This is a genomic window from Caballeronia sp. KNU42, from assembly GCF_053760385.1.
Genome location: NZ_CM132388.1, coordinates 759,103 through 771,297, shown reverse-complemented (window position 1 = coordinate 771,297; position 12,195 = coordinate 759,103). Strand labels below are relative to the sequence as shown.

The 12,195-nt window shown below is 61.0% G+C and carries 10 protein-coding genes; 5 read left to right on the top strand and 5 right to left on the bottom strand.

What is annotated here, in order from left to right; all coding sequences use genetic code 11:
- Window positions 1–75 precede the first annotated feature (75 nt).
- The 3 genes from ACSOSP_RS03395 to ACSOSP_RS03385 form a co-directional block, all read right to left on the bottom strand.
- Complete coding sequence (locus ACSOSP_RS03395; RefSeq protein ID WP_455309576.1) at window positions 76–1,335, bottom strand: MFS transporter; 1,260 nt, start codon at window positions 1,333–1,335, stop codon at window positions 76–78.
- 117 nt (window positions 1,336–1,452) lie between these two features.
- The gene (locus ACSOSP_RS03390; RefSeq protein WP_455309575.1) at window positions 1,453–2,607 is read right to left on the bottom strand and encodes an acyl-CoA dehydrogenase family protein; all 1,155 of its coding nucleotides are present in this window, start codon (window positions 2,605–2,607) and stop codon (window positions 1,453–1,455) included.
- Window positions 2,608–2,656: 49 nt separating this feature from the next.
- Window positions 2,657–3,490: an IclR family transcriptional regulator gene (locus ACSOSP_RS03385; RefSeq protein WP_455310832.1), complete on the bottom strand. Its 834-nt coding sequence runs from the start codon at window positions 3,488–3,490 to the stop codon at window positions 2,657–2,659.
- A 338-nt stretch (window positions 3,491–3,828) separates the two neighbouring features.
- Between ACSOSP_RS03385 and ACSOSP_RS03380 the strand changes: the two genes are divergently transcribed.
- The 3 genes from ACSOSP_RS03380 (at window position 3,829) to ACSOSP_RS03370 (ending at window position 7,337) form a co-directional block, all read left to right on the top strand.
- Window positions 3,829–5,061 (top strand): CaiB/BaiF CoA transferase family protein, encoded by a 1,233-nt coding sequence (locus ACSOSP_RS03380; RefSeq protein WP_455309574.1) that lies wholly within the window; start codon window positions 3,829–3,831, stop codon window positions 5,059–5,061.
- A gap of 430 nt (window positions 5,062–5,491) precedes the next feature.
- Window positions 5,492–6,400 (top strand): glycosyltransferase family 9 protein, encoded by a 909-nt coding sequence (locus tag ACSOSP_RS03375; protein WP_455309573.1) that lies wholly within the window; start codon window positions 5,492–5,494, stop codon window positions 6,398–6,400.
- Window positions 6,401–6,404: 4 nt separating this feature from the next.
- Entirely contained in the window at window positions 6,405–7,337 is a 933-nt protein-coding gene (locus tag ACSOSP_RS03370; protein WP_455309572.1) for a glycosyltransferase family 9 protein, read from the top strand.
- 33 nt (window positions 7,338–7,370) lie between these two features.
- Here the strand turns inward: ACSOSP_RS03370 and ACSOSP_RS03365 are convergent, their stop codons facing one another.
- Both ACSOSP_RS03365 and ACSOSP_RS03360 read right to left on the bottom strand, forming a co-directional pair.
- Window positions 7,371–8,162, bottom strand: a complete 792-nt coding sequence (locus tag ACSOSP_RS03365; protein WP_455309571.1) for a winged helix-turn-helix domain-containing protein — start codon at window positions 8,160–8,162, stop codon at window positions 7,371–7,373.
- Between the two features lie 1,000 nt (window positions 8,163–9,162).
- The gene (locus tag ACSOSP_RS03360; RefSeq protein WP_455309570.1) at window positions 9,163–9,528 is read right to left on the bottom strand and encodes a DUF2866 domain-containing protein; all 366 of its coding nucleotides are present in this window, start codon (window positions 9,526–9,528) and stop codon (window positions 9,163–9,165) included.
- Between the two features lie 187 nt (window positions 9,529–9,715).
- On the opposite strand from ACSOSP_RS03360, the gene ACSOSP_RS03355 reads away from it, so the two are divergent.
- Both ACSOSP_RS03355 and ACSOSP_RS03350 read left to right on the top strand, forming a co-directional pair.
- Window positions 9,716–11,494, top strand: coding sequence for an ATP-binding protein (locus tag ACSOSP_RS03355; protein WP_455309569.1), 1,779 nt, complete (start codon window positions 9,716–9,718; stop codon window positions 11,492–11,494).
- Window positions 11,491–12,183, top strand: coding sequence for a response regulator (locus tag ACSOSP_RS03350; RefSeq protein WP_455309568.1), 693 nt, complete (start codon window positions 11,491–11,493; stop codon window positions 12,181–12,183). Before ACSOSP_RS03355 ends, ACSOSP_RS03350 begins: the two co-directional genes overlap by 4 nt.
- The last annotated feature ends 12 nt before the right edge of the window (window positions 12,184–12,195 follow it).

The following is a 12,195-nucleotide window of genomic DNA, read 5'->3' as shown; positions in this document are numbered from 1 at the left end:
GCTTTCAGCGTTTGCGATGCAGCGGCATTATTTGCCACTGCTTCCCCGCGGTCCGTTCGCGGTCAATTGTTACGGTCACGCTTTCTGCGGATCATAGAGCTTCTCCCTGATGAAAAGCGCGGGCACGAGACCGCAAAGAAAGTAGGCCGCGCCCATGACGAGAAAACCGAGGCCGATCGTTCCGTTGGTGGCGAGAAATCCAATCGCGGCAGGAGCGATCGCCGCACCCGCTCGTCCGAGGTTGTATGCGCCGCCTACGGCCGAGCCGCGAATGCGGGCCTCGAAACTTTCGGTCATGTACGTCGCGTTCACGCCATACGGCATCCCGTAGAGGAAGCCAAAAACGGTCATCAGCCACGCAATGTTCCCTGGCGTGTGCCACAACACGATAGCCGGCAAGAACACCGCGGCGCCAAATGCGCCGAATGCGAACACCGCTCGCCGGCCAAACTTGTCCGCGAGCCAGCCTGCCATGATCTTCCCGAGGATCATGGCGACATAGGTGCCGACCATATAGCTCGTCATCGACGAAAACTTCAGATGCAGTTCCTTCTCCAGATACGTCGGCATCCAGTTGCTGACGCCGTAGTAGCCGAACTGCAGCAGGCCCGCCGTCAGCGACCACAACATGAACATGCGGCAGCGAGCCGGATCGCCAAAGACGAGTTTCATCGCGCTCGGGCCTCGTTCTTTTCCGACGGCGTCGCGGCCAGGGTGTGCGTTCCGGGAAGCCACGTAACTGTCCGGTTCGGGAACCATGCGTTGCATCACCAATGCAAGGACCACAGGAACGATCGAGATGAAGAAAAGATAACGCCAGCCGAACGCCGGCAGGATCCAGCCGGCCAGAACGGTCGCCACCACATAGCCGACCGACCATCCTGCCTGTAGCGTGCCGAGGATCGTCGTGCGAATCCTGGTAGGCGCATATTCGGACATCAAGGTATTGCATGCGACATACTGTGCGCCGAGCCCAAGCGCCGAAATGAAGCGAAATGCGGCGAACTGCGAGAAGTTGTGCGTGAAGCCGAGCGCTGCTGTACCAATCGAAAACACCGCGATAGTCCAGACCATCGTACGCACGCGGCCGAAGCGGTCACATGCCCACCCGCCGTAGATGCCGCCGATCGCCATGCCCGCGAGCGTGATGCTGCCGAGCGCCCCTGCTTCAAAATTCGAGAGCCCGAATTCGTGCTTGAGACTCGACAGGCTATAAGAAAGGAACATCAGGTCTGCTCCGTCGACCATCAGGCCGAGAAAAGCAAACACAAACGCCGCGATCCATACACGATCGCGCGCGATCAAGCCTTGCTGGCTTAACGAATTGATTTCCATCGTCTCTCCTCCATGCTGCAAACATGCCGGCAAGCGCTCTCTGGCGTTTTTAGGGCAAACAATTTTCGGTGACCGTCACCGCTCGCTCCGCTCTTTCGACACAGCGGCGGCGTCTATCTAGATACTCGCGTTGCGCATCATGTTTCGCGCGATCACAAGTTGCTGAATCTGGCTCGTGCCTTCGTAGATTCGGAACAGGCGCACATCGCGATAAAAGCGTTCGATCGCATATTCCGCGACATAGCCCGCGCCGCCGTGGATCTGCACAGCGCGATCGGCTACACGGCCGCACATCTCGGAGGCGAACAGCTTGCAGCACGATGCCTCCGTCGATGCGTCCTCCTTATTGTCGCGACGGCGAGCCGCGTCGAGAACCATCGAACGGGCGGCGTAGATCTCCGTTCGGCTATCGGCGAGCATGGCCTGGACAAGCTGGAATTCGCCGATCGCCTTGCCGAACTGCTGCCGTTCCATTGCGTAGCGAAGCGCATCGTCAAGCATGCGCTCAGCTGCGCCAACGCAAATAGCCGCAATATGCAGCCGCCCTTTGTCCAGCACTCTCATCGCGGTCTTGAAGCCAATTCCCTCCAACCCGCCGATGAGGTTTTGCGCAGGCACACGGCAATTTTCGAAGATGACGTCACACGTGTGCGCTCCCTTCTGCCCCATTTTTTTGTCGAGTTTCCCGAGCGATACACCAGGGATGCCTCTTTCGACGATAAATGCGGAGATGCCGCCCGCGCCCCTGACATCGGGGTTGGTGCGGGCCATGACGGTATAGATTCCGGCCTCGGGTGCGTTCGTGATGAAGCGCTTGGTGCCGTCGATGACGTAGTGGTCACCATCGCGCACGGCCCGCGTAGATAGCGAAGCGGCATCCGAACCGGAACCCGGCTCGGTCAGGGCGAATGAGGCAATGAGTTCTCCCGACGCGAGCTTGGGCAGGTAGTGTTGCTTCTGTCCGGCCGTTCCGTCGATGATGATCCCCTGCGATCCGATACCCACATTCGTGCCAAATAACGAGCGAAAGCATGGCGACGTTTTCCCTATTTCGAACGCCACAAGCACTTCCTCTTCCATCGTGAGCCCAAGACCACCGTATTCCTCGGGGATGGAAAGGCCGAAAAGCCCGAGCTCGCGCATCTCGGCAACTATGTCAGCGGGAATTTCGTCTGTTTCAGCCACTTCATTCTCAGCAGGGACGAGCCGCTCGCGCACAAAGCGCGAGACTGCGTCGAGAAGGAGGTTTATCGTTTCCTGGTCACGGATCATCTGTATTCCTGATTTAAAAGGAACGCTTTGCTCGAGCGCTCCCTGTCCCTCATCGCCGCCCTATGGCGGCGCCCAAGCGTTGCACAAGGCCCACGAGGCGTGGACCGATGTCGTTTTCCAGCGTATCCCGGCTCATCACGAATGCGGGGCCGCCGCAGTTGAAAGCCATGCGCGTGCCATCAGGCGCCGTGAACGGCGCGCCGACGCTTGCGATATCTTTGTCCCACTCGCCGATCGAGCGGCAAAAGCCGTGTTCCTCATAGTCCTTCACCGCCTGATCGATGCCGCGCTTGATGCGCGGCCAGTCCGATTCGTCCTGGAGACGCACTTGCTCGAGCACCTCGTTGCGCTCATCCTCGGACGCCGCAGCAAGGTACGCCCGTCCAATCGATGTTGTCGCGAGGGGCAATCGGACGCCGACGCCACGCATGACCGTAATCGGCGCGCTGCTGCGCACCCACTCGATGTAGACGATCGAAAGGCGGTCACGAACCCCGACGGCCACCGATGCGCGTGCATACTCGGCAAGTTCCTGCATGAACGGACGGGCGACATCCCGGATGTCCAGGTTCGACAGCATCGAATAACCAAGCGAGAGAACGCCGGTCCCAAGGCTATATTTCCCGAGCGACTCCGAGTAGCGCAGGTAACCCAGCTTCGCAAGCGTGCCTGCCAATCGCGCCACCGTTGCTTTCGGCAGGCTCGTGCGGCGAGCAAGCTCCGACAACCCCAGATAGCGCTCGCCCGGACCGAAGCACCGCAGCACCTCAAGCCCCCTCGCCAACGCAGTCACGAACTGCCGATCCGTGCCGGCCTCTTCGTCGAAACGCGCAATGTCACGCTGCTCATAAGGCGGGACCGAGGACCCCGCTGCGCTCTTCATCTTCGGCATTGCTGCACTCCGTTTCTCCTCTTCCGAATCCTTTCTTTTGCCGAATCCTGTCATGGTGAAAAACTCCGTGTCAAACATTTTATGAAATCGGTCCGCATAGCGGACCGATTGAGTATTCGTACAGTGATGCGTATCAAGCCGAACGATGCGGTGCAAGCACCGGTTGAATCGCGTTTAATCAGCTGATTGAAATCATATTCAACTCGAACTTCCCCGATATTTACATTTTTTACCGGGTCCATTACTGTGTGTATCGATTTGTATTTTATCTCATCGGTCCGCATAGCGGACCGACAGAGAAACACCCTTGGCCCACCTTTGACTTCAGGATGACTTCCGTGTCCAGCGCACTTTCACACCTTCGCGTTCTCGATCTGTCCCGCGTGCTGGCGGGTCCTTGGGCGAGCCAGACGCTCGCGGATCTGGGCGCTGAAGTAATCAAGATCGAACGTCCCGGCACAGGCGACGACACCCGCGGCTGGGGGCCGCCCTACCTGCACGACCATGACGGCAATGCCACCGGCGAGTCTGCCTATTTCCTGTCTGCCAACCGCGGTAAGAAATCCGTCACGCTGGACATTGCGACGCGTGAAGGGCAAGCCATCATCCGGAAGCTGGCGCAACAGAGCGACGTGTTCATCGAGAACTACAAGGTCGGCGACATGGCGCGCTACGGGCTGGCGTACGCCGATCTTCGCGCCATCAATCCGCGCCTCATCTACTGCTCGATAACCGGCTTCGGGCAAGATGGTCCGCTCTCGAAGCTGGCCGGTTACGACTTCATCGTTCAGGCCATGGGCGGATTGATGAGCATCACGGGTGAGCGGGACGACCTATCGGGCGGGGGTCCACAAAAGGTCGGGGTGGCGTTCGCCGACCTGATGACGGGCATGTATGCAACCGTCGGCATCCTGGCCGCACTGGCGCATCGCACCGAGACGGGCGAAGGCCAATACATCGACATGGCATTGCTCGATGTACAAGTCGCGGCAATGGCGAATATGAACCTCAACTACCTGGTATCGGGAAAGACGCCCAGGCGCGAGGGCAATGCGCACGCGAACATCGTGCCGTACCAGGTGTTCAAGGCCAAAGATGGGCAAATGGTGCTGGCGGTCGGCAACGACGGACAGTTCCGCAAATTCTGCGAGGTCGCGGATTGCACCCATCTGGCGACCGATCTGCGTTTTGCGACGAATGCGGCACGCGTGGTGAACCGCGAAACGCTCGTCCCGATGATTCAGGAAATCCTGGTCACGCGCACGATTGATCAATGGGTGACGCCGCTCGCGGCCGCCGGCGTACCCTGCGGACCGATCAACGACATCGCGCAAACGTTCGCGCACCCTCAGGTCCAACACCGCGGTATGCGGGTGGATTTGCCTCATCCGCTCTCGGGTAGCGTGCCCACCGTAGCGAATCCGATCCGGATGTCGGCGTCGCCAATCGAGTATCGAAGTGCGCCTCCGACGCTCGGGCAGCATACCGACGATGTGCTGGTTTCCCTGTGTGGGATCGACAGGGATGAACTCGATGAGCTAAGGAAAAAAGGCGTCGTTTGATAGCCGCCCGATGCAGCAAGCTCCCGTGCCAAGGAAGTCTTCGAGCGGGTCCCCGCCAGGTTTCGCCCGGGGAAAGGCTATTTCGCGGGCCTCTCAGGTCGCCTGCTCCTGGTGGTCCCGACACGGCGAGCGTGCGTGCCGTCGGGCCGCGCGCCGCCCTGCAAGCGCCAGCGGCCACGCCTGAAACGACGATCAGACGCACATCCGACACACGGCGGTCACGTGGATATCGCATGATCCGACTCGCCATCGATCCGGGAAATCCGCGCGGCACGGGGTGTTCTCGTCGCGAAGAATTCCCCTCCTAAGCATTGGTAAGTTATGCTGTAACCCACGTAATGGAGGGTGATCTTAGACTGCCTCCGGCTCGGGGATCCATCCTGAGCGGAAAACGCTCCCCCGACAGCGGAGTGCCTCGCCGGAAGCATGTATGCCGCACGCAATTCAGCCACTGTCGAATGTGGCCCTGATCCTCTCGTCGGCGCTCGGCGACTCGCTGCTGATGATGACCGTTGCACGCAATCTCAGGTTGAACGGTGTGTCGGTCACTGTGTTCGGCCAGCAAATCAATAACATGCGGAGCTGGTTTCCCGGCATCGATATTGAACCCGAACTGAAACCGGACGACTGCGCGGCGAAGCTCGCCCGTTTCGACACGGTGATCCAGCTCCACGCCAACAAGCCGTTTGTAAACCTCGAACGGCTGCATCCCAAAGTCATCGTTCTGGCTCACCTGTGCAGCGCCAATTCAACGGAGTCGATGGCAGAACGCCTGACCCGCTTTTGCCGCGACGAACTGCGCCTCGCCCTCGTCGACAAAGGCAACGGCATCACGCCGCTGCCCGGCCTGACGCATCGCCAGCGCTCGCTGCGCGTCGCGATCCACCCCATGGCGAGCACCACCGACAAATGCTGGCTGGCGTCGCGCTTCATCGGGCTTGCGATCAAGCTGCGGGACAGCGGCTTTGATCCGCAATTCGTCGTGGCGCCCGAGGAGCGCGCGCACTGGACGCATATCGAACAATTCGGGCTCACGCTCGCCGATCTCGGACCGCTCGATCAGGTCGCCGCATGGCTCTACGAGTCAGGCTGGTTCATCGGCAACGATTCGGGTGTGGGCCACCTTGCGTCGAGCCTCCAGATCCCCACGCTATCGCTCTTCATGCGCCGCGGCACCGCCCGCACATGGCGTCCCGGCTGGGGTGTGGGCCAGGTGCTGATCGGCAGCGCCTATCTGCCGACCGGGCGGCTCAAAGAGCGCTACTGGAAATACATGCTGTCGGTGAACAAGGTGTCTCAGGCATTCGACCGGCTGCGCGCACTCACTGCCAACGCATGAACGCATGACTAACCGCACCAGCCCCTCGTCACTTCCGACCGGCTCCTTCGGCCGGGTCGCGTTCGTCACGTCCAACGCCATAGGCGACACGCTTGTGTCCATGGTGATCGTCAGGAACCTGATCGATAACGGCATCGACGTCACCGTGTACGGCACGCCCGCCCATGCGCTGCGGCGATGGTTTCCCGGCGTCACTATCCATGCGCTGCCGCAGCACGACCTCGCCACTGGGTTCGCTCAGTACGACACGGTCTTCCAGATGCAATGGAACCAGCCGCTGCGCGATCTTGTCGATGTCCATCCTCACGTGGTCACGCTGCATGACGTCGAATTCGGCGACCGCCCGGGCTGCATGGCGCAGCGCTTCGCAGACTTCTGCCGGGACGATCTGGCGTTGAGTGCGCCGGTGCTGGATAACGGCATAGCAGCGCCTGCGGGCCTCGTGCATCGCAGGAACAGCAAGCGCGTAATGATTCATCCCGAAGCCAGCACTGAGGACAAGCGCTGGTTCTCGCACCGCTTCGTGAGGCTCGCCCAGCGCTTGCGCAAGCGCGGTTACGACGTGCAGTTCGTGATTGCGCCGCATGAGCGCGAACGCTGGCGCGATCTCGAGACGCTGGATATTCCGGCACCCCATTTTGCGGACCTGCACGAGCTTGCCTGCTGCGTGTACGAGTCGGGCTGGTTTATCGGCAACGACTCGGGCATTGGGCATCTTGCGTCGAATCTCGGCATTCCGAGCCTGAGCCTGTTCCGGCGTCGCCGGGTGGCTGAGCGCTGGCGGCCCGCGTGGGGCGTTGTCGATGTGGTGTTGCCGTGGCAGTGGGTGCCGACCGCGTATCTGAAAGAGAAACTGTGGCGGCAAACGTTGACCTGCAACCGCGTGCTTGCGGCATTCGCACGGCTGACCCGGCAGGCAGCCCGCACGCACGGTTAGAGGAAGTGGTTAGAGGAATAACGAGCGCAACGGCTACGCGTAGCTGTTCACCACCGCGGCTCGCTGCCACGCCGGTTCCGGCGGCATGACATCGAGCTCCTCATAGTCCATGCGAGCGGCGCTCGTCCCGGCCGGGGTGAAGACATAACCGCGTCCGCGAATGGTCTGGATCAGGCGCGGCGTTGACGGGTCGGGTTCGACAATCCGCCGCAACCGGCAGACCAGCACGTCCAGCGAACGGTCGCAATGCCCTTCGCCGGCGCCGCGCAATTTGTCGGCGATGATGCGTCGGGACAGCACTTCGAGCGGATGTTCCGCGAAGAGGCGCAGCAACGCGAACGTGCTCGAATGGAGCGCCACGGGTACGCCTTGGCGAGTCAGCATGCGGGTGCGGAAATCGAGGACAAAATCGCCGATGTCGCATCGTCCCGTCGCACTGGCTGACGCGTGGGATTTGTGGGGGGCGCGGCGCAGCACGTTCTCGACCCGCGAGAGCAACTCTCGTGGATTGCAAGGCATCCTGATGTAGTCATCGGCGCCCAGTTCGAGGCATACGATCAGTTCCACCGAGTCGAGGGTATCTCCGATCACGATTACCGGCGTGTCATGGCCGGCTAGTTGGAGCGTGCGCAGGACGGCTGATGCTCTCATGTCGGGTAAGCCGTCGCGTAGCACGATCAACGCCGGGACGTCGTGCTCCATGCGCCCGATCAACGCGCGGCCGCTGCTTAGCGTATGGACGTCCATGTAGCGGCTTTCCAGGACATCGCGGAGATTTCCGTGGACCGTTGGATTGGCCTCGACAAAAAAGATGCGTGTTTTCATCTGGGTTTCCTGAGGGTTGGTCGTTGTGTTTTTTTGGGGGTTTTGGTTGGCGGGCGGGGGCTATGCCAGGTTTCTGCGTTAGCGGGCGGGGTCTATGCCGGGGTGCCAGGTTCTTGCGGTAGCGGTCGGAGTTGTTGCCGGGTTGCTGCTTTCAGGGTTAGTGGTCTGCTTAGGTTTGCTCATTTCTTCATCACTATTAGCCACTGCGCGTGGCGGCGCGTCATTTCTTTGTCCAAAGCGACAAAGAAACGAAGCAAAGAAAGCGCTTTCAAAACGCGGGCTCATAAGTTGACCTAGCGTGCACTTTGTGCGTTTTTGGCACCCCAAAAGCACGGTGCTCGCCAGAGCGACGGATGTGTGAAACCCTCTTTCTCCGAACACCGATACCCACACGCTTCGCCACCAGTGACTGAACCTGCCCAAGGGGCACCCCGCGCTATCCGCGAAAAACCATCCACCGAATTTGTACGCATGCCGAACCACGTCGCCAACCCACCAGGAAATGAAGCCGCAGAGTACTTAAGGCCATACCCACAAAAATAGCTGCGCAAATCAAGCAACTAACCCATCAAATAATGAGGCACTAACAGCGCGTGATGCCGTGCGGGTTGTCTTGGCAAGTGTGCTTGCCCGAGAGCGTACGGGGCGAAGCGTGTGCGTGTAAGAATTCGCGAGAAGGAGGGGTTCAAACATCCGTCGCTCTTGCGAGCACCGTGCTTTTGGGGTGCCAAAAACATGGAAACTGCACGCTGGGTCAACTTACGAGCCCGCGTTTTGAAAGCGCTTTCTTTGCTTCGTTTCTTTGTCGCTTTGGACAAAGAAATGACGCGCCGCCACGCGCAGTGGCTAATAGTGATAAAGAAAATAGCTCACTCACGCAGACCACTAACCCCAAAAGCAGCAACCCGGCAATGACTAAGACTGCTAACGCAAGAACCTGGCACCCCGGCAACAACCCCGACCGCTAACGCAAGAACCTAGCCCCCCCAAAAACCCCTCCCTAAGCCCTCGGCAAAACCACCTTCGCGGGCAACTCGCGATCATCCGTCACGAGATACTGCGGACCATTCCTATGCGAACGCATCCGATGACGAATTTCATCTTCCGAGGCATCGCCCGGCACAGCAAGACACGAATATTGCCCTTCGCGATTAACCCATTCCACGATCCTGCAGCACTCGCCCCACGCCCGCGGCAGCGTCTCCGACACCCGTGCACCGCGCAGCTTGATGACCCGTTCCGCAGCACTGGCAGAAGCAACCTCGACGGCCCTGCCCGCAGACCGGCTACCGCCATCACGAGAAGGCGACGCGATGCGCCCGAAGACCTTCGACGGAGCGTGCTGAACGCTCGAAGCGGTTTGCATGTGTTCTCTCCAGAATTGACAACGAATCAGCGTTGAGTGGATCGGGTTGAATGCCCCCTTTGACAGGATCGAATACTAGTCAGGCATCACGCACTGACAATGAACAAAAGAAGGAGAAATCGTGGAGGTTGCGCAGGAACGTCGCGCAAACGTGAGACGGCCCCCCCGTTTCCACTAGAATCCGCGGATGCACAGCGAAACACACAGCGAACCACTCGGCGCAAACGCCGGCCCACCGTCCGGCCAGTCGCCGCAGCACCGCTCGCGTAATATTTTGAAAGCACTTGGAACCCGCTCCCGCGCGCGGGCGGGCAAGATTCGCTTCGGCATTACGTGGAAGATGTTCCTCGCAGTGCTGATCGCATGCCTGACCATTTCCCTCACCATGGGATACGCGCTGCGCCTGAGTTTCGAGAACGGCTTCCTGCATTACGTCCGCGCGCGCGACGCCGGCCGCATGAACGCCGTCATGGCGAAAGTGACGGCCGAATACGCCGCTCACGGCAGCTGGAATTTCCTGCGCCAGCATCCCGAAGAATGGATAACGCTGCTCGACGCCGCGCATGATCAGGCCCTCAGGCAAGAGATGGTCGAAGCGCAGACGAACAAGCTGCCAAGCTGGCGCACCTTCCCCGGCAGCGCCAGCGTGCAGCAGATGCTCGGCCCCCTCTCGGGCAACGAAGAGCGTTCGCACTGGGGCATGCGCCTGCCCGCCCCGCCGTTCGCCGACTCCGGGGTGGCGGCAAACCGCGACCGCATCGTTGGACGAGACGGGCCATTCGACGAAGCACCCTACGAGCGTCCGCCGCGACCACCGACAGGACGCGGAGGACGCGACGCGCCCCAGCCGGCCACGCTCTACGACGCCAACCATGACCTGGTCGCCACGACCGACTCCGAGCCGCCGCCCGACGTCGCCCTCAAGCCAGTGGTCTACAACGGCAAGATAGTCGGCTGGATCGCGGCCAACGCGCCCAATACGCTCTCCGACGCCGCCGATATCGCGTTCCAGGCCCAGCAAGCCCGTGCGACCTGGGAGATCGCCGGCGTGGCCGTGATCGTGGCCGCCCTGGTCGCCATGCTGCTCGCGCGGATCGTGCTGGCGCCGGTCAAGCGCCTGATGATCGCCACGCACCGGCTGGCGGGTGGCGACTACACCACGCGGGTAGCAGCCGGACGGCGGGATGAACTGGACCGGCTCGCGGGCGACTTCAATGTGCTCGCGGACTCCCTGCAGCGCGCGGAACGCTCGCGCCGGGACTTCATCGCCGATATCTCGCACGAGCTACGCACGCCCCTGGCGGTGTTGCGCGGCGAACTGGAAGCGATCGAGGACGGCGTCCACGCGTTCGATCGCCATTCGCTCGCCTCGCTGCAAAACGAAGTCGCGATGCTGAACAAATTGATCGAAGACCTGTACGAGTTATCGTTGAGCGATGTCGGCGCGTTGAGCTACCGGAAGGTGCCGGCCGACATCGGACAGCTGGTGCGCGCATCGGTCGAGGCGATGCGGGAATCATTCAGGGCAAAGACAATCGCATTGAGCCTGACGCTGCCGGAGCCGGGGCCGTCGCTGCAAGAGTCGGCCAATGGCGTCGCCGGCATGATCTTCCAGGTCGATCCCGCGCGCTTTGTGCAGTTGCTTAAAAACCTGCTGCTCAACTCGTTGCGTTATACCGATCCGGGCGGAAGCGTATGCGTCTCGGTGAGCGTCGGCCCGCGCGGCTGGCAACTCGATATTCAGGATTCCCTGCCGGGCGTGCCCGTCGAAGCGTTGCCGCATTTGTTCGAACGCTTGTATCGGGTCGACGAATCGCGCAGCCGCCAGAGCGGTGGTGCAGGCCTCGGCCTTGCACTGTGCCGGGCGATTGTGACCGCCCACGGCGGCACCATCGAAGCCCGGCCGTCACCGCTAGGCGGCGTCTGGATAACCGCACATTTTGAACCGGAAGGAGGCGTGGCATGAGTACCGAGCGACGCGGCGTTCGAATCCTGATCGTCGAGGATGAACCGAAGCTGGCGGCAGTCATGGCGGACTATCTGCATATCGAAGGATTCGAGACGACGTCGATCAGCGACGGCGCCGAAGTGATCCCGTTCATTCGCACCACCCCGCCCTCGCTGATGCTGCTCGACCTGATGCTGCCCGGGCGCAACGGCATGGATATATGCCGTGAGCTACGGCAGTTCTCGACGCTCCCGGTGATCATCCTGACCGCGCGCGTGGATGAAGCCGATCGTCTGCGCGGCCTCGAAATTGGCGCCGATGACTACGTCTGCAAGCCCTTCAGCCCACGCGAGGTGGTCGCTCGGGTGAAAGCAATCCTTCGACGCGCGGCGCCGCCTGCAACGGCTGCAGCGCCCGTTGCAACGGGCCTTGAGGTGGACCAGCAATTTCATAGCGCTCGGCTCGACGGCGAAGAGCTGAAGCTCACGCCGGTCGAGTTGCGCATGCTGGCATTGCTGATGAAGTCGCCCGGCAGGATCTTCCCGCGCGACTACTTGCTCAACCAGCTTTATGACGATCATCGGGTCGTGACCGACCGCACCATCGACAGTCACATCAAGAACTTGCGCCGCAAACTGCAGGTCGTGCGTCCGGATAGCGAACCGATTGTTTCGGTCTACGGCGTGGGCTATCGGCTGGAACTTTAGCGGACGCCGTGC